Below are 17,802 nucleotides of genomic sequence, written 5' to 3'. Positions count from 1 at the left end.
CTCGGGGGGCCGGATGCGCCACAGTATGCAACCGATCGACCCCTGCGGGGAATCACCAGGTGAGGTGAGACGCCCGACGGTGTCCGCAGTTGCCTTACCGCGCGACGGTGTCGGTGGCCGGTCGATTCGCGTCGACGGCCGGAAGAGTGACCGTCGCGGCACAGCCGCGCGGACCGTCCACCGTCCGCAGGGTCAGGGACCCTCCCTGGCCCTCCACGAGCTCCCTGCTGATGTGGAGCCCCAGTCCGGAACCGCCGGCGCGGGCGTCGTGCACACCCCGTCCGAGAACCTCGCGCTCCTTCCCCGGGGGGAGGCCCGGTCCGTGGTCCCTGACCTCGATTACCACGTCGTCATGTTCGGAAAACGCCGTCACCGTGACGGGGGTTCCCGGGGCGTGGCGTTCACAGTTGGCCAACAGGTTCGTGACGATCTGGGCCGCCACCGCGGGGTCCCCGGTCGCGGCGAGCCCGTCGGCCACCTCGAGGCACACGTCCCGGCCCCGCGCCCGCTGCAGCGCCACCAGGCCCGCGAGCATCGGCTCGACCTCGTAGGAGCCCGGGGCGTCGACCTCGGCGAGGTCCTCCTCGAGCTCCAGCGGGTCCGCCGAGCGTTCGAGGATGGTGTGCAGGCGGCCGAGCTCGGCGAGGACGGCACTGCGCAGCCGCTCGTGGTCGGGTCCCTCGCCCTCGGCGGAGAGCAGGTGGGTGATGCCGGCGAGCCCCGCCAGGCCGTTGCGCAGCTCGTGGTTGCGCTCGGCCGTGTGCGCGGCGGCGCGCTCCATGTGCAGCGCGGCGACGGCGAGCTCCTCCTGCTGCTCGAAGTTCTCCTCCTGCAGCGAGCGCAGGCCCCGCTGGACGAGCTGGAGCAGGCCGAGCAGCAGCACGGCCATCGCGACGAGCCGCAGCGCCGGGAACACGAGGTCCGGCACGGGCGGCCCCATGGGGGTGGTCAGCCGGTAGAGCTGCGCGCCGGCCAGGACCACGAGGCCGAGCCCGACCCGCAGCCGGGTGGTGCTCTGCCGGCGCGCCGCGTCGATCACCGCGAGCACCGCGGCGCCGCCCCAGCCCGCGACGACGACCACCGAGCTGACCGGGCCCGCGACCAGCCGGGTCACCGGCCCGAGGTCCGGCACCAGGAACAGGGCGAGCACGGCGAGGACCGCACCGCCGAGCATGATCACCCAGCCGCCCCAGGTGCCCATCCGCCGTGGCGACCGGAGCGCGAAGACCAGCAGCACCAACGCCGTGGCGTGGGCGAGGAGCCGCGAGACCTGGGTCGCGGACGAGATGGTGCCCGCCGGCGCGGAGACGCCCCACGGCAGCACGACGAGGCAGTAGAGGACGAGTGCGGCCGCCAGCCAGGCGAGCCGGGCCTCGTTGAGCAGCCGCGAGGCCACCAGGGCCAGGATCGCGGCGGCCGCGCCGACACCGGCGCCGACCAGCGTGATGATGTCCGACGCGGTCTCCTCGTGGAGCCACTCGAGCACGCGCGGGCTCGAGGCCAGCACGACGACCCCGGCGCAGAGCGCGAGCAGCGCACCCACGTCGACGGCCAGGCGCGAGGTGAAGCGCGCACGCCGCAGCCGCCCCACCGCGCTCGTCACACCGGTCGCCATGACCCCGAGGACCCCCTCCCCGGGCGCGCTCCGGGCGCGCCGTTCATCCATCTTAGGTATGCGGGGACCCCGGTACGCGGCGGACGATGGACCTCAGCCGAACGGCGGTCAGGCGTTCGCCCGACACGCGTGCCCGCGGCCGGCCGCGACAGCGGATCAGGCCCCGGTCGCCCGGCGGTAGAGGGCCACGGCCTCGAGCTGCGAGCTCACCTCGAGCTTGGTGAGCACGGCGCGGATCTGCGTGCGGACGGTCGCCAGCGACACCACGAAGTGATCGGCCACGGCCTGGGCGCGTTTGCCGCGGGCCAGCTCGGCCAGCACCTCCCGCTCCCGCTGGGTGAGCCTGCCGAGCTTCTCGGACAGGTCGCGGCGTTCGGCCTGTCTGCGGCGGTAGAGGTCGATGAACTTGCGCCGCCGGTCGTCGGACATCACCGGACGCCCGGCGACGGCCTCGCGCACGGCCGCGAGCAGCGTCGGGAACGGCGCGTTCTTCGGCACCCAGGCCAGCGCGCCGGCGTCGAGCGCGGAGCCGACGCGGGCCGGGTCGGCGCTGCCGGAGAGGACGAGGACCTGCCAGCCGGCGCCCAGCAGCGGGCCGACCAGCTCCACGCCGTCGATCCGGTTGCCCTCCGCGTCCCGGCCCAGGTCCAGGTCCAGCAGGACGAGCCCGGGCTCGAGCTTGGCGGCCTCGGCGAGGATCCCGCGCTCGGCGGCCGGGCGGATGCGCGACGCGTCGATGCCCTCGGAGCGCAGGCTGAGCACGAGCGAGGTCGCGACGAGCTCGTGGTCGTCGACGACCACGACGGGAGTGCCGACGCCCGGGGGCTTCCGCCCGGGGTCGTGCCGTGTCGGTTCGCTCATGGACTACGACGGTGGCTTTCGCTGTGGGTCCGACGGACGGTACTCAGACGGCACCGATTCGCCCACCAGGTCCGCGCTACGACCCGGGGCGTGGGGGAATCCGTACGCCTTGCCCACATGATTGCACCATATGGCTGACGAGCCCTACCCATCACGCACGATTGCGTGATGGCGGTGTGGCACGGCCCGCTCCCGGGCCGTGCTCACTCTTCCGTCAGCGGCGCGGACCGGCCTGGTCGGCGAGCATGCGCAGGCCGCTGAGCAGCCCGCCCAGCAGGTCGCTCTCCTTGAACGAGGCCACCATGCTCATGACGGCGAGCTTGGCGCCCCGGTCCGGCAGCCGCAGCTTCGCCTCGGAACCGGTGATGACCTCGACGACGCGCTGGCCCGGGCTCACCGCGACCAGCACGGACTCCGGGGCACGCTCGAGCGAGGCCTGCAGCTCGGCCGCGCGCGTCTCCGGCTTGGGGCCGAGGTCGCCCAGGAAGATCGCGAAGAGCAGGCCGGACTCGCGGCTGGCGAGGGTCAGCGCCTCGTCGAGCCGGGACAGCTGCGGGGTCGTGAAGGGGACCTGGCCGGACGTGTCCGGCTCGGTGAAGATCTCGGCGGCCGACACCCGGCCGGAGCCGGTGACGACCGCGCCCTCCGGCAGGCTGTCCGGGTCGATGGTGGCGACGGCACCGTGGCCGTGCCCGCCGTGCTCACCAGTGGCCACGGGCACCCCCGGTCGTCGCGACCCCGTCGGCCGGCTCGATGTGCTCGACGTGCGCGGGAAGGTGCGCCCCCTGGGGGTTCGCCGTCCACAGCACGGGCTCGTAGTCCCACTTCTCACCCGTGCGGTACTTCGGCCGCTTCGCGGTCTTCCGGGCGACCGTCAGCAGGGCGACGACCGCGTAGATGACCAGGGGCGGCAGCACGAAGACCAGCACCGTCTGCACCACGCTCACGGCTGCACAACCTAGCTCATGACGTGGGGTCCGGGCATGTCAGGCGGGTGGACCTGCCTCACACCCCGGGCTCGCACGGCAGGACCCCGCGGCGGATCGCGCCGGTCAGCTCGTCGAAGTCCCGTTCGGTTTGGTCGGCGTAGGCGCGGGCGAAGCGGCCCATGGCCTGCCGCATCTTGCCGCCACCGCCGATGTAGCCGCTGATCATCGATGCGCCGCTGGTCCGGGCGTGCCCCTTGGCCAGCAGCCGGCCGCAGACGGCGGCGTAGTCGGCGAGGGTGGCCGCGTCGATCCCGTCGAGGACGATCGCGCCCTTCATGTCGCGGAACTGCCGGACGTAGTACTGCCGGTCGCCGACGGTCGTCCAGCCGAGGAGCGGGTCGGACACGGTCTGCAGGGCCTGCTGGTACTCGACGACGCGCTGGCCCTGATGGGCGTGCCAGGCGTCGTCGCCGTGCACGTAGGGGGCGACGACCGACCGGCGGGCCTGCTTGAGCTGCAGGAACAGGACGTCGTCGGCGCCGGAGCCCTCGCACAGCGCGATGTAGGCGCGCAGCCCGACCGACCCGACGCCCACGACCTTGTGCGCCACGTCGACCACCCGGTACCCGCCGACCACGCGCGCCCAGTGCGGCGGCAGGGTCCGCAGGTACTCGTCGAGGGCGGCGAGGATCCGCTCGTACTGGGCGGGATCCGGGCGGGTGATCAGCGGCGGTTCGGTCACCAGGCTGCGCTCCGCCCCGTCACGTTGCGTGAAGCGGGGCAGCGCGCGGTCGCTGGTGCGGCGCCGGGCCTTGCGCGCGGCGGACTTGACCGCCTTGCGGCTGCTCTTGCGCGGCGCCCCCGCGTGCAGCTCCTGGGCGCCGATCCGCTCGAAGGAGCGGGCCAGCAGGGGTTCCTCGGCCAGCCGCTCGAGGTGGCGGCGGTAGGCGTCGACGCACTGCGCGACCGCCGTCCGGCACTGCTCCTCGGTGGCGGAGTTGTCCCGGCCGGCCACCCAGATGCTCGCCGTCAGCCGGCGCAGGTCCCACTCCCAGGCGCCGGGGTGGGCCTCGTCGAAGTCGTTGAGGTCGAAGACGAGCTCGCGCTCCGGCGAGGCGTAGAAGCCGAAGTTGCCGAGGTGTGCGTCGCCGCAGATCACCGGTCGGATCCCGGTGGCGGGCAAGGTCGCGAAGTCCGCGGTGTGCAGGGCGGCGGCACCGCGCAGGAAGGCGTACGGACTGGCGCTCATCCGCCCGATCCGCACCGGGACCAGCCGTGAGACCCGGCCCTCGTTCGTCGCGATCACCGACTCGACGGCCCCGATGCGCCGGTTGCTCGGCGACCACGCCGCGAGCGCGGACCGCGGCACCCCCTGACGCAGGCTGCGCCCCAACGCGTACCGCTCCGGGCGGGGCACCGCGGGCGCGGAGAGCAGCGCGAAGCCGTCGCGGTCGCGCGGACCGAGCGAGGCGAGGACGGCGTGCGGTTGCATGGACAGGTGATACCCGACGGGCGGTCCCGGCGCCGGGCCCGATGGCGGGCCGGGCGATTCGTCCGTCCGTCGGCCGGGGGCACGACGGTTGGCCGCACGGATACACCCGGTGATCTCCTCGTCACCCGCTCGGGTTGTTCGGCCGTCCCGACCCGACCACGATGGGCCGCATGCACTTCCGGCGGGCGGCCCTGGCCCTGGTCGCGGCAGCGGGCCTCGCCGGGCTCGCGGGCTGCGCGACCTCGGGCCCGACCCCGCTGTGCGACCAGGCGCGCGGGCTCGTCGACGAGGGCCAGCTCGCGCAGGCCGCGGAGCTGTTCGCGCGGGCCCAGGTGCGCAACGAGGGCGCGTGCGCGGACGACGGGCTCACCGAGGTCGGCGACCGCTACACGATGGCCTACACCGACGCCGCCCGCGGCTCCGCCGCCGAGATCGAGGGCCGCACCGACCTCGCCCGCTCCGCCTACGAGTCCGCGCTCCGGCTCGACGCGGGCAACCAGGCGGCGTCCAACGGCCTGGTCCGCCTCGGCCTCCCACCCGCCGAGCGCAGCGCCCCGCTCCCCCTGCCCGCGGTCGCGCCCTACCCGCAGGCGTCGTGGTGGACGGGGTGGCAGCTCGCGCTCCCCGCGCTGGTGCTCGCCGTGCTCGCCGTCGTCGGAGTGGCGTTGCTGTGGCGACGGGGCGGGATCGGCCCGCGGTCCGCTTCCTCCGACCGTCCCGAGTCCGGTGACGGGGGTGGCCGGCCCGCCGCCTTCCGGGAGTGGCGCGGGCGCGGATGGCGCCGGAGCAGGGCGCGGGAGGACGACGACCTCGAGCCGCTGCGCCCGGGTCCGGAGGACGAGCGGGGCGTCCGCTCTACCGACCTGGGGGTGCCGCCGGGCGACGGTCGGGAGTGGAGCCGTGGCGTCGGAGTGGGCACTGGCCGGGCCGATCGCGGCTCCGAGACCGCGGGTGAGACGAGCGGCGGTGAGACGAGCGGCGGTGAGACGAGCGGCGGCGAGACGAGCGGCGGCGAGACGAGCGGCGGCGAGACGAGCGGCGGCGAGACGAGCGGCGGCGGGACCGGCGGCGGGGGCTTCGGTAACGCAGGAGCTGCTGCGGCAGCGGCCGGCGGCGCGGCGGCCGCCGGCGCAGCACTCGGCGGCGCGGCACTCGGCGGCGGAGGAGCCGGCAGCGCAGATGCCGGGGCCGCAGGTGGCCCATCAGCCCGCCGCGCAGACTCCGACCGCACAGGACCTGGCGGGGCGGCCGGCAGCGCCGGATCCCGCAGCGCAGAAGCCGGAGCACCCGGCAGGGCGGCGACCGGCGGCAGGGCGCCGGAGGGCTCTGCCGGCCGAGGCGACCTCGACCGCGCCGACCGGCCGACGGGCGCCGAGGCACCGAAGGCTCGGAAGGAGAGGTCCTGGCTGACGCGCGGCCGGGACCTCGGTCGCGGGAAGGCGAAGCGAGGGCGCCGCACGCAGCAGGAGGCCGACGCCCGCTGGGCCCGCATGCGCGAGGAAGCCGAGCCCGAGCCGACCGAGGTGCTCCCGCCCGACTCCCGCCCCCTCCCCGCCGCCTCGAGCGCCGCCACGGCCGCCGGAGTGCTCGCCGCGGGCGAGGTCGCAGCCGAGCGCCAGGAGGCCGATCCCACCCCCCGCGAGGTCGAACCGTCGCCACGACGCGAGGCCGAACCGTCTCCTCGCAGCGAGGCCCGGCCCTCCAGCCGCGACGACGCCGGCACGCCCGATCGCAGCGAAGCCGAGCCGACCGCCCGCGGCGGGACCGACTCGGCGGAGCAGCGGGACGCGCCGGCGCCCGGAACAGCAGGACCTGATCGGAGCGGAACAGAGCCGTCGGATCGCGGAGGGGACGGACCATCCGGCGGCACCGGAGCCGGGGCGTCGGTCGCCGGCGCCGAGCCGGCGGAGCGGCAGGTCGGGCCGGCGTCGGAGCGCGGCGGCGCGCGGCCTGGTGGGAGCGAAGCAGAACCGTCGGATCGGATCGGGGACGAGTCGCCCGGCCGCGGCGGGGCCGAGTCGGCGGAGCGATCGAACGCAGAGGCGTCGGGCGAGCCCGGGGGCGCGCCGTCCAGTCGCGGCGGCGACCAGGCATCGGACCGTGGCGAGGGGGAGCCGGTCGACGACGGGGAAGCACTGGCGTCCGGGGCGATCACCACCGCAGCCCACCTCGGCGAGGCTCAACCGTCCGATCGCAGCGAGGAACAACCCGGTGAGAAGCGGGAAGCGCCGTCGGCGGCCACGGCTGAGGCCGCTCCTCCCGCCGCCCCCGAGAGCGAGTCGACGCAGCAGGACCAGCCCGGACCCGAGCAGCGGGAGCCGCAGACCGCGCCGGCCGGCGTCGCGCCGCTGGCCTCGGGAGACGCCGGAGCTACCGCCTCGACCGACGCGGCCTCGGCCGAAGCTCAGGAAACCGCCTCGGAGCGCCACGCGGCGGCGCAGCCGTCCTCGGCGGGAGCTGTGTCAGCTGGGATCGGAGCCGTCGCGGCGCAGGCGAGCGCAGGTCGAGACAGGCCCGCGGCGGACACGCAGCCGTCCGACACCGACGAGCCCTCGACCGCGGAAGCCGAGCCCACCGCGCCCACCAGCCCCGACCAGCCGACCGAAGCAGCAGAAACACGGGCGGGGGGCCCGACCGACTCGAAGCAGCCGGCCCACGCCGACGAGCCACCGGCGACACCCACCGTGACAGCAGCGGCGGCCGAGCCGACCGACCGCCCGAGGCGCACCGTCGTCGAGGAGATCCCGGAGCCCACCACCCCGTCGGACGACGAACTGTTCGAGGAGCGTGCCGCCGCGGAAGCACCGACCGTCCCCGAGGCTGCCGCAGGTACGGCGGTCGCAGCAGCCGCCGCACAGGCCGCCGGACCAGCCCAAACCGGAACACCCGCCGCGAAGGCCGAGACACCCGACCCGGCCCTCCGCTCCCAGCTCGCCACCCTCGACCTGGAGCTCGGTCAGCTCCAACGCCTCCTCAACCGCTCGCTCCGAACCGACCGCGACGGCGGCCCGCCCCGCTTCTTCGCGGCCCGCGAGCCCGTGAAGGGCTCGGCCGTCGCCGTCACGCTGGAGATCGTGTCCTTGCAGCTCACGGGCGGCGACCACATCGGGAACACGGTCTGCGTGCGCCGCACGGTGTTCGCCGAGCGGCCGCCGGGCCCCTGGGTGCCGGCGGACCCCGACAACCGCTGGCAGGACGTCGCCGAGGAGGTCGACCACCGCGCGACCGGCAGTATCCGCGACTCCGACGGCCGCATGTGGATCACGCCCGGCCGCGAGGACCTCCGCGGCACCCTGCTCGATCTCGACCGCGTCCGGCCTGCCTGGCTCCCCCTGCTGCTCGGCGACGGACCGAGCGCCTCGCTCCCCCTCATCCCGCCGCCGTCGGACCAGGTCACCGGGCTCAAGGCAGCACTCGACGGGGCGCAACCCGTGGTGAGCCCCCAACCCCGTCCCTCGGGCGTCCGGCTGCTCGCGATCGTCGACGCGCTGCTCGCCGGTCCCGCCCTCACCAACGTCCGCGTCGACGCCGTCGCCAACGAGGTCCTCGCCCTCGCCGCCGCCGAGTCCGTGGAGCACGAACTCGACCGCCATCTGGTCCCCCTCGGCCGCTGATCCCGGGCATCGGTACCGAAGCGCCCGAGCCCTTCCGAACCATGATCATGAGTCGCGGACCAGAGCGGTCGATTCCCGACCCTCCGCGTCCACCGGCGGTGATCACCCTGCCTCGGGCGGCCTTACCGGTACACCGGCAGGATCCCCTGCTCCTTCGCCTCGGCGAGGGTGGGCGCGTCCCGGTCCTTGTCGGACAGGACCAACTCGAGATCCGACGGCCACGGCAGCCCCAGCTCCGGGTCCAGCGGCGAGATGCCGTGCTCGGCGGAGGGGTTGTAGGGCGTCGAGCACAGGTAGGCCATCACCGTCGCCTCCTCCAGCGCGACGAACGCGTGCCCCAACCCCTCGGCGATGTAGACCGCCCGCATGGACCCTGAGTCAGAACCGTCGTCCAGCTCCACGGCCTCCCACCGCCCGAAGGTCGGCGACCCCACCCGCACGTCCACGATCACGTCGAGCAGCCGCCCCGACGGGCACGACACGTACTTCGCCTGCCCCGGCGGCACGTCCGCGAAATGCACGCCCCGCACCACCCCGAGCCGCGACACCGAGTGGTTCGTCTGCCCGACGTCCAGGTCGAAGCCCAGCGCCTCGCGGAACACCGGCCCCTGGAACGGTGCCACGAACACCCCACGCCGGTCCGGGAACACCGGCGGCTCGAACACCCACGCCCCCGAGATCCCCAGCTCCCGGTACTTCACGAGACCACCCCGCTCTTCAGCGGCTCCCACCACTGCCGGTTGTCCCGGTACCACTGCACCGTCTCGGCCAGCCCCACCTCGAACGACACCCGCGGCTCGTACCCCAGCTCGGCCCGGATCTTCGACCAGTCCACCGAGTACCGCCGGTCGTGCCCCTTGCGGTCGGTCACCGGCTCCACCCGCGACCAGTCCGCCCCGACCGCCGCCAGCAGCCGCGCGGTCAGCTCCCGGTTCGCCAGCTCCGTCCCGCCGCCGATGTTGTAGACCTCCCCCGCCCGGCCCGAGGCCGCGACCAGCGCGATCCCCCGGCAGTGGTCGTCGACGTGCAGCCAGTCCCGCACGTTGAGCCCGTCGCCGTACAACGGCACCGTGCCCCCGTCGAGCAGGTTCGTCACGAACAGCGGGATCACCTTCTCCGGGAACTGGTACGGCCCGTAGTTGTTGCTGCACCGCGTGATCGACACGTCCAGCCCGTGCGTCCGGTGATACGACCGCGCCAGCAGGTCGCTGCCCGCCTTCGACGCCGAGTACGGCGAGTTCGGCTCCAGCACGTGGTCCTCCGACCACGACCCCGACTCGATCGACCCGTACACCTCGTCCGTCGACACGTGCACGAACTTCCCGACCCCGCCGTCCAGCGCCGCCTGCAACATCACCTGCGTACCAACCACGTTCGTCGACACGAAGTCCGCCGCCCCCGCGATCGACCGGTCCACGTGCGACTCCGCCGCGAAGTGCACCACCACGTCGCAGCCGCGCACGGCAGCCGCAGCCGTCGCAGGATCCCGGATGTCCCCGACCACCAGCTCGACGTCGACGCCCGCCAGGTTCTCCCGCCGCCCCGCGTACGTCAGCAGGTCCAACACCCGCACCGAACCCGCGAGCCCCGGGTACGCGCCAGAAACCAGCGACCGCACGAAGTGCGACCCGATGAACCCCGCCCCACCCGTGACCAGAACGCGCACCCGGCGAGGGTAGCGACGGGCCGCTCGGCAGAATGCCCCCGTGCGCGCCCTCGTCCTCGGAGCGGGCGGCCAGCTGGGGAAGGCGCTGGCCGCGGCCCTGCCGACCGCGCGGGCGCTGACCCGTGCCGAGCTGGACCTGACCGACCCGGCCGCGCTCGCGGCCGTAGACTGGTCGGCCTTCGACACGGTCCTCAACGCCGCCGCCTACACCAAGGTCGACGCCGCCGAGACGCCCGAGGGCCGCCGGCAGGCCTGGGCCGCCAACGCCCTCGCCCCTGCCGCGCTCGCCCGCCTCGCCACCGAGCACGACCTGCGCCTGGTGCACATCTCCACCGAGTACGTCTTCGACGGCATGCACGAGGGCCCGATCCCCGAGAGCGCCCAGATCGCGCCGCTCAGCGCCTACGGCGCCTCCAAGGCCGCCGGCGACGCCGCCGTCGCGACCACCCCGAAGCACTGGATCGTCCGCCCGACCTGGGTGATCGGCGACGGCGCCAACTTCGCCCGCACCATGCGCACGCTGGCGCATCAGGGCGTCAGCCCGGCCGTCGTCGCAGATCAACGGGGTAGGCCCACGCTGGCGGCCGACCTCGCCGCAGGAATCCTCGGGCTCCTCGAGGCCGAGCCGGGCACCTACCACCTGACCAACGACGGCGAGCCGGCGAGCTGGGCAGACGTCGCCCGGCTCGTCTTCGCGGCATCCGGCCGGAACACCCACGACGTCACGGACACCACCACCGCCGCGTACTTCGCCGACAAGCCCGGGGCCGCCCGCCGGCCGTTGAACAGCGTCCTCGACCTGACGAAGGCCGCGAAGGCGGGCGTCACGCTGCCGGACTGGCGACAGAGCCTGGAGAGGTACCTGGCATGAAGGGCATCGTCCTCGCCGGCGGCACCGGCACCCGGCTGCACCCGATCACCCGCGGCGTCTCCAAGCAGCTGCTGCCGGTGTTCGACAAGCCGATGATCTACTACCCGCTCTCGACCCTGATGCTGGCCGGCGTCCGCGAGATCCTCGTGATCACCACGCCCGAGGACGCCCCGAGCTTCCACCGCCTGCTCGCCGACGGCAGCGAGCTGGGCCTCGACCTCACCTACGCCACCCAGGCCGAGCCCAACGGCATCGCCGAGGCCTTCCTCATCGGCGAGGACCACATCGCGGGCGAGAACGTCGCGCTCGTGCTCGGCGACAACATCTTCCACGGCCCCCGCTTCTCCGGGATGCTCCGCGACGCCCGGGACGGCCTCGGTCCCGACGGCGACGGATGCGTCCTGTTCGGCTACCCCGTCAAGGACCCGCAGCGCTACGGCGTCGGCGAGGCCGACGACCAGGGCCGGTTGATCTCGATCGAGGAGAAGCCCGAGAAGCCGCGCTCCGACCGCGCCATCACCGGCCTCTACCTCTACGACGGCCAGGCCGCCGAGCTGGCCAAGCAGCTTCGGCCGTCGGCCCGGGGCGAGCTGGAGATCACCGACCTCAACCGCACGTACATGGAGCAGGGGCGCGCCCGGCTCGTCGACCTCGGCCGTGGCTTCGCCTGGCTCGACACCGGTACGCACGAGTCGTTGATCGAGGCCGGGCACTACGTGCAGGTCCTCGAGAACCGGCAGGGCATCCGCATCGCCTGCCTCGAGGAGGTCGCGCTGCGGATGGGCTTCATCGACGCCGACGCCTGCTACGCCCTCGGCGAGAAGCAGGCCAGGAACGGCTACGGGCAGTACGTCATGAATGTCGCGAAGTCCTTCAGCGCGACACGATGAGCGAGCCGACCGTGATGTCCCAGGACTCGTCCCTGGCGCCGTAGAGGTCGATCGGGAGCCGACCGTCAGGCGACGACGATCTCGGAGACCGCGATCGTGTCGTTCGCGGCCTGCCCGTTCTGGGCGGTTCCGGCGGCGCTGTCCAGCACGGTGATCGTCAACCGGCTCGTGACCGTCGCGCTCAGAGCGGTCCATTGGAGCCCGCGCCGCCCGACCGACGGGTCCAGCGCGATGGTGACCCAGCGGCCGTCGTCGGTCGTCAGACGGACGGCGGTGAGGCGCCGGTTCTGGGCGTAGCGGTCGGTGCCGTCGGCCGGGTCGATCTTCGCGAGGCCGGGCACGATCCCGACCGAGCCGACGCGGATGGGCGCGGCGAAGGTCAGCGTGAGGCTCTCCCCCACCCCGTCGCCGGTGCACCGCCAGGCGGTCGCGAGCACGCCGTCGACCGCCTGCGACGGCTCGTAGCTCGTCGGCACGCCGGCCGCGTCGGTGCTGTCCGGGCGGACGCAGGTCGCCGACGCCGTCATCGCGGTGGTGACGGGCGTGGTCGCGACGGGCACGACCGGGGTCGCGGGCGTGACCCGCGGCGACCACAACAGCAGCGTGAGCAGCACCCCGAGGACCAGCAGCCCGGCGATCACCGTGATCACGACCGGCCAGACACTCCACTGCGGCCCGACGACGGCGACCGGCGCTCCCGGCAGCCCCCTGTTCCCGCGAGTCGGCACTCCCGGGGCATCGAAACGCACATCCCGGGAGGTCCCACACGTCCCGCAGAAGCGCGCCCCCGCCGTGATTCCCGTTCCGCAGTACCCGCACCGCCCCGTCGCGATGCTCTGGATCGTCATGTTCGCCCCCCGTCGTCCCCCGACTGTCGCCCGAGCCGTCGGCGTGGATCACGGACGCGCTACGCCCCGGGTCGCGCTATGGACAGAATTGGGTACTGCGCCGTTCGGAGCAGTGCTTGCGCGGCTTGCGAGACTCGCCGGGTGGAACTGCTCGTCGCCCGGAACCCGGACCCGGACAGCTCGCTGCCGTACCTGATCCGCGTGCCGCTCGCCGGCGGACTCGTCTTCCGCGCGAAGGACACGTGGCCGCGCACCAAGGCGATCTACTGCCACCCCGTCTCCGACGACGAGTGGCCCGCCGACGCCGAGATCGTCGAGCGGGTGGCGCTCAAGTCCTGCGTCCGGCGCGGGGCCGCGATCGACGTCGTCGCCGACCGTGGGCGCGAGCAGCGCTCGCAGATCGTCTTCACCCGCGCCCGTGGGCGGGAGATGGTGTTCTGGCAGTCGCCGCGGACCCGGAAGCAGGCGCGGCCCGACGTCCGGCTCCCGACCGCCCGCGCCTCCGGCATCGCCGGGCTCGAGATCGTGGTCGACGCCCACGAGCGGTACCCGTACTCGTTCCCCGGCCAGCAGGTGACCACCACCAGGCGCGGCCTGAGCTGCGGGGACTACGCGGTCCTCGGTCCGGGCGGCGCGGTGGTCGCGGCCGTCGAGCGCAAGGCGCTGTCCGACCTGGTGGGCAGCGTGTCCGACGGCCGGCTGCGCTTCGCCCTCACCGAGCTGGCCACCCTGCCGCGGGCGGCGGTCGTCGTGGAGGAGCGGTACTCGTCGATCTTCAAGCAGACGTACGTCCGTCCGGCCACGATCGCCGACGGCCTCGCCGAGCTCCAGGTCCGCTGGCCCGCGATCCCGATCGTCTTCTGCGACACCCGCGCGCTCGCCGAGGAGTGGACCTACCGATTCCTCGCCGCCGCCCGCTCCTGGGCCGAGACCGAGGCCGTCGCGGCGGAACGGATCGGTGGCGACTCCGCGCTGGCCGACGCCCCGGCCGCACCCCCGCCGTCGACCGCCGAGGTCCGGCGCTGGGCCCGGGAGAACGGCATCGCCGTCCCGGACAAGGGACGCCTGCGGCCCGAGGTGCACGAGGCCTGGCGGGCGGCCCACCGCGCCTGAGAGTCGGCCTGTGCCGCCCGGGCCAACTCGTGGGGCCGGCCGGAGCAACTTCGGTCGGGGAACGTGTCCGTGCGCGTCACAGGGCCATCTCTGCCGCAGATGGTCACGACACAGCTTCAGGGACACGCATCCGACGGAAGTGGTGCCACGAGCAGACGGCACGCTTCACCGACCCCGTGCAGGCAGTCGTGGACCGGCGGGCGGACCGACGGCACGGGGAGGCCGGATGCACGGACAGGAGGAGAGCCCGCGGGTGGCTCCGACGGTGTCGGTGGTCGTGCCGACGCTGAACGAGAGCCACAACATCGGCCGCCTGCTCGCCGCCGTCGACCCGTCGTACGAGGTCGTCGTCTCCGACGGAGGCTCTGTCGACGGCACCCCGGAGGCGGCGCACGCGGCCCGTCCGTCCTGCCGGGTGGTCAGGCAGTCCGGCCGGGGCCGGGGCAACAGCCTGCTCACCGGCCTGCGCAGCGCCACGGGCGACGTCCTGGTCACGCTCGACGCCGACGGCTCGGCCGGCCCGCACGAGGTGCCGCGTGCGGTCGCGGCGCTCGCGTCGGGCGCCGACCTGGCGAAGGGCTCGCGCATCCGCGCCCACAGGACGTTCGGCGGAACCGGCCGGACCCTCGCCGACCTGGTGTTGGCCTCGACCGCAGCCGCACTGCTGGGCACCGCCTTCGCCGACATCTGCTGTGGCCTCACGGCGATGCGGCGCTCGGTCCTCCCGCGACTCGGGCTGCCCGACGACCGGCGGCGCCCCACGGATCCTTCCGTCCTCGGCGACGGCGTGGAGTTCGACGTCGTACTCGCCTTCCGGGCGGTCGACGCCGGACTGTCCATCCAGGAGATACCGGGCGTACAAAACGCACAGTGGTACGAATGCCGCGCAGATCCTGCCTTTTCGGATCGGGCACGCATTCTTCGGGCGCTGCTGTTGGAGCGCCGAAGAGCCGCGCGGGTGCACCGGGCCCGCCTCGCCCTACCCCTTCGCACAGCGCCCGCCGGGAGGTTGTCCGCGACCGGCGTCCGCCGCATGACGGACGGCGACTGAGTCCCGTTCTTCGCAGGTCAGCAGGAGGGAGCCGTCAGCAGGGTCCTGTCAGGGAGCCGCGCGAGAACACCGGCGGGAGCCGGCCGCACGAAAACGTCCGAAGGAGACACACCGTGTGGGCCGACACCGCTGTTCGAACGTGCACGAAGAAATTCAACGGCCGCCCGCGGGACGTCACACGCTCGGCGCGACACCCTTTCCGACGTGACCTATGCTGGCGGCCGTTTGCTTCGCGTACACGCCGTGTTCATCCATTCGAAATGATCATTCCGGCCTCCGAACCCCGACGAGGAGTCACCGTGGTGGAACTGCCCGCCCCGCTGGAGCGGGTCGTCGGCGAGGTGCGCCGCCAGCTGCGCAACATGAAGCTGGACCGGACCGTGCGACGCCTGCCGGGCAACGAGGTCGTGGCGCTGCGGGACTTCCTCGGTCCCCAGGCCGACCGCATCCTCTCCCGGTTCGGGCTGATCCCGGAGACCGTGCGCCGCCGACGCGCCCGTCGGTTCGAGGAGGACCTCCGCCTGCTCAACGACGTGCTGGCGGGCACCGCGTTCGGCGAGCGCTACTGGGTGTGGGGCGGCATGCTGCTGGGCTGGGCCCGGGAGGGCCGCCTGCTGCCGCACGACATCGGCGACGCCGACTTCTGCTACGACGCGGCCGACGACGAGCTCCTGGACCGGGCCGAACCCGCGCTGCTCGCGGCCGGCTTCCGGCGCTGGTACTCGTTCCTGGACAACACCGGCACGCGGACCGAGCGCATCTTCATCCGGCACGGGGCCTTGTTCGAGTTCTTCCGGCTCCACCCCGCCGAGCAGGACATGCAGGAGTACCACCTCTACGGCACCGGCCCGACCGGTCTGGTCGAGGCCGTCGGGCTCCTGCCCCGCCTCGACCTCGAACCCTTCGACTTCCTCGGGCGCACGTGGCGGAAGCCCGTCGACCACGAGAAGGTCCTGGAGCTCCACTACGGGGACTGGCGCACGCCGGACCCCACCTGGGGCTACCTGGACGACAACGCCATCGTGCGGACCCGCGAGTGGCGCCCGGTAGGAGCACGGTGACCCGCCGCACCCCCACCGCGAACCCCGTCGCCAGGACGAAAGGGGATCCTCTGATGCCCGACCCTCTGCTGCCCACCGAGCTCGACGATCCCGAGCTCCAGCACCCCGGGCTCGACCGTCCCGGTCTGCCCCGGCCCCGGCTCGACGCCGAGCCACCTGCGCCCCGCTCCCGCGCCGCCGCCCTGCGGCGGATGGTGCTGTCCGACGAGCTCGAGTTCCTGATGGAGGCGCACAACGGCCTCTCGGCCCGGATCGTGCGGGAGGCCGGGTTCGGCGGGATCTGGGCGTCGGGACTGGCCATGTCGGCCCAGCTCGGCGTCCGGGACAACAACGAGGCGAGCTGGACGCAGATCGTCGACGTCGTCGAGTTCATGGCCGACGCCAGCGACCTGCCGATCCTGCTCGACGGGGACACCGGCTTCGGCAACTTCAACAACGTCCGCCGGCTGGTGCGCAAGCTGGAGCAGCGTGGTGTTGCGGGGGTCTGCATCGAGGACAAGCAGTTCCCCAAGACCAACAGCTTCATCGACGGCGACCGGCAGCCGCTGGCCGAGGTCGAGGAGTTCTGCGGCCGCATCAAGGCGGGCAAGGACTCGCAGCTCGACGAGGACTTCGTCCTGGTCGCCCGGGTCGAGGCGATGATCGCCGGCTGGGGTGTGGACGAGGCGCTGCACCGCGCCACGGCCTACCACGAGGCCGGGGCGGACGCGATCCTGATCCACAGCGCCAGGTCGCGCCCGGACGAGATCCTCGAGTTCGCCGCGCAATGGCGGAACCGGGCCCCGCTGGTGATCGTGCCGACCAAGTACTACAGCACGCCCACCACGGTGTTCCGCGAGGCCGGGATCAGCGTGGTGATCTGGGCGAACCACCTGGTGCGAGCCGCGACCTCGGCGATGCAGTCCGTCGCCCGGGAGATCCACGACAGCCGCACCCTGGTCAACGTGGAGGACCGGGTTGCACCCGTCGGAGAGATCTTCCGGCTGCAGGGCGCGGAGGAGTACGCGGCCGCGGAACGCCGCTACCTGTCGATCGCGCACCAGGCCCCGGCCGCCGTCGTCCTGGCCGCCACCCGCGGCCGCGGGCTCGAGGCCGTCACCGAGGACCGTCCGAAGGTCATGCTGCCGATCGCCGGCAAGCCGCTGCTGCGCTGGCTCGTCGACACCTTCAAGTCCCAGGGCATGAACGACATCACCGTGGTCGGCGGTTACCGGGCGGACGCGATCGACACCTCCGGCCTGAAGCTGGAGGTCAACGAGCGGCACGAGGAGACCGGCGAGCTGGAGTCGCTGCGGCACGCCCTGCCGGCGATGACCCGCGACAGCGTGATCTCCTACGGCGACCTGATGCTGCGGGGCTACATCCTGCGCGACCTGCTCGAGGTCACGGCGGATTTCGCGGTGGTCGTCGACTCCGCCGCCCCGACGGACGACGACGCCGGCAGCACGAACGACTTCGTGCAGTGCTCGGAGCCGGACGACCGGTCCCTCTTCGGCCGCCAGGTGCGGCTGCGGCGCGTCACCGGCGAGGCCGGCAGCGCCGACGGCCGGTGGATCGGCATGCTCGCGGTGCGGGGGGACGGCGTCGAACGGCTGACCGCGATGCTGGAACGCCTGGCGCAGCGGCCGGACTTCGACCACCTGGACATGCCGGACCTGCTCAACGCGCTCGTCGACGACGGTGAGACAGTCGAGGTCCTGTACATCCACGGCCACTGGCGCGGCATCAACGACCTGTACGACTTCGACCGCGCCGGCGAGTTCGCCCGGCCGTGAGTCCCGACCCCGACGG

At 73.6% G+C, this 17,802-nt stretch carries 15 protein-coding genes; 7 read left to right on the top strand and 8 right to left on the bottom strand.

The annotated features are described in order from the left end of the window. Nucleotides 1-94 precede the first annotated feature (94 nt). The 5 genes from PKE99_RS16070 to PKE99_RS16050 form a co-directional block, all read right to left on the bottom strand. Nucleotides 95-1,615 carry a sensor histidine kinase gene (locus tag PKE99_RS16070; RefSeq protein ID WP_037045810.1) on the bottom strand — a complete coding sequence of 507 codons (1,521 nt, stop codon included), beginning with the start codon at nt 1,613-1,615 and terminating at the stop codon, nt 95-97. 156 nt (nt 1,616-1,771) lie between these two features. Next, nucleotides 1,772-2,476, bottom strand: a complete 705-nt coding sequence (locus PKE99_RS16065; RefSeq protein ID WP_051737440.1) for a LuxR C-terminal-related transcriptional regulator — start codon at nt 2,474-2,476, stop codon at nt 1,772-1,774. Between the two features lie 214 nt (nt 2,477-2,690). Next, nucleotides 2,691-3,191, bottom strand: coding sequence for a DUF5130 family protein (locus tag PKE99_RS16060; RefSeq protein ID WP_037045944.1), 501 nt, complete (start codon nt 3,189-3,191; stop codon nt 2,691-2,693). Continuing rightward, complete coding sequence (ctaJ, locus tag PKE99_RS16055; protein ID WP_037045809.1) at nt 3,178-3,423, bottom strand: aa3-type cytochrome oxidase subunit CtaJ; 246 nt, start codon at nt 3,421-3,423, stop codon at nt 3,178-3,180. Before ctaJ ends, PKE99_RS16060 begins: the two co-directional genes overlap by 14 nt. Nucleotides 3,424-3,481: 58 nt before the next feature. Then, on the bottom strand, nt 3,482-4,897 hold the full coding sequence (locus tag PKE99_RS16050; RefSeq protein ID WP_037045808.1) for a DUF2252 domain-containing protein: 1,416 nt from the start codon (nt 4,895-4,897) through the stop codon (nt 3,482-3,484). Between the two features lie 170 nt (nt 4,898-5,067). On the opposite strand from PKE99_RS16050, the gene PKE99_RS16045 reads away from it, so the two are divergent. Next, nucleotides 5,068-8,511, top strand: a complete 3,444-nt coding sequence (locus PKE99_RS16045) for a hypothetical protein (protein WP_037045807.1) — start codon at nt 5,068-5,070, stop codon at nt 8,509-8,511. 122 nt (nt 8,512-8,633) lie between these two features. Here the strand turns inward: PKE99_RS16045 and PKE99_RS16040 are convergent, their stop codons facing one another. Together PKE99_RS16040 and rfbB are read right to left on the bottom strand one after the other, a co-directional pair. Beyond that, nucleotides 8,634-9,212, bottom strand: a complete 579-nt coding sequence (locus PKE99_RS16040; RefSeq protein WP_051737439.1) for a dTDP-4-dehydrorhamnose 3,5-epimerase family protein — start codon at nt 9,210-9,212, stop codon at nt 8,634-8,636. Continuing rightward, a complete protein-coding gene (rfbB, locus tag PKE99_RS16035) occupies nt 9,209-10,177 on the bottom strand; it encodes a dTDP-glucose 4,6-dehydratase (RefSeq protein ID WP_037045806.1) in 969 nt (322 codons plus the stop codon). Before rfbB ends, PKE99_RS16040 begins: the two co-directional genes overlap by 4 nt. 40 nt (nt 10,178-10,217) lie before the next feature. Between rfbB and rfbD the strand changes: the two genes are divergently transcribed. Both rfbD and rfbA read left to right on the top strand, forming a co-directional pair. Continuing rightward, a complete protein-coding gene (gene rfbD / locus PKE99_RS16030) occupies nt 10,218-11,048 on the top strand; it encodes a dTDP-4-dehydrorhamnose reductase (protein ID WP_051737438.1) in 831 nt (276 codons plus the stop codon). Then, nucleotides 11,045-11,938 (top strand): glucose-1-phosphate thymidylyltransferase RfbA, encoded by an 894-nt coding sequence (rfbA, locus tag PKE99_RS16025; RefSeq protein WP_037045805.1) that lies wholly within the window; start codon nt 11,045-11,047, stop codon nt 11,936-11,938. Before rfbD ends, rfbA begins: the two co-directional genes overlap by 4 nt. Before the next feature lie 65 nt (nt 11,939-12,003). On the opposite strand, the gene PKE99_RS16020 is transcribed toward rfbA, so the two are convergent. Next, nucleotides 12,004-12,588: an NADase-type glycan-binding domain-containing protein gene (locus tag PKE99_RS16020; RefSeq protein ID WP_037045804.1), complete on the bottom strand. Its 585-nt coding sequence runs from the start codon at nt 12,586-12,588 to the stop codon at nt 12,004-12,006. 339 nt (nt 12,589-12,927) lie between these two features. On the opposite strand from PKE99_RS16020, the gene PKE99_RS16015 reads away from it, so the two are divergent. The 4 genes from PKE99_RS16015 (at nt 12,928) to aepX (ending at nt 17,786) form a co-directional block, all read left to right on the top strand. Next, nucleotides 12,928-13,899 (top strand): ERCC4 domain-containing protein, encoded by a 972-nt coding sequence (locus tag PKE99_RS16015; protein WP_037045803.1) that lies wholly within the window; start codon nt 12,928-12,930, stop codon nt 13,897-13,899. Between the two features lie 226 nt (nt 13,900-14,125). Then, nucleotides 14,126-14,950 carry a glycosyltransferase family 2 protein gene (locus tag PKE99_RS16010; protein ID WP_051737437.1) on the top strand — a complete coding sequence of 275 codons (825 nt, stop codon included), beginning with the start codon at nt 14,126-14,128 and terminating at the stop codon, nt 14,948-14,950. 299 nt (nt 14,951-15,249) lie between these two features. After that, nucleotides 15,250-16,011, top strand: a complete 762-nt coding sequence (locus PKE99_RS16005) for a LicD family protein (RefSeq protein WP_037045802.1) — start codon at nt 15,250-15,252, stop codon at nt 16,009-16,011. A gap of 53 nt (nt 16,012-16,064) precedes the next feature. After that, complete coding sequence (aepX, locus tag PKE99_RS16000) at nt 16,065-17,786, top strand: phosphoenolpyruvate mutase (RefSeq protein ID WP_197040632.1); 1,722 nt, start codon at nt 16,065-16,067, stop codon at nt 17,784-17,786. Nucleotides 17,787-17,802 lie beyond the last annotated feature (16 nt).

Source organism: Pseudonocardia halophobica, from assembly GCF_027922425.1.
GTDB classification, from domain to species: domain Bacteria; phylum Actinomycetota; class Actinomycetes; order Mycobacteriales; family Pseudonocardiaceae; genus Pseudonocardia; species Pseudonocardia halophobica.
Note: the sequence above shows the minus strand (reverse complement) of the source record. Positions and strands in the feature narration are given on the sequence as shown.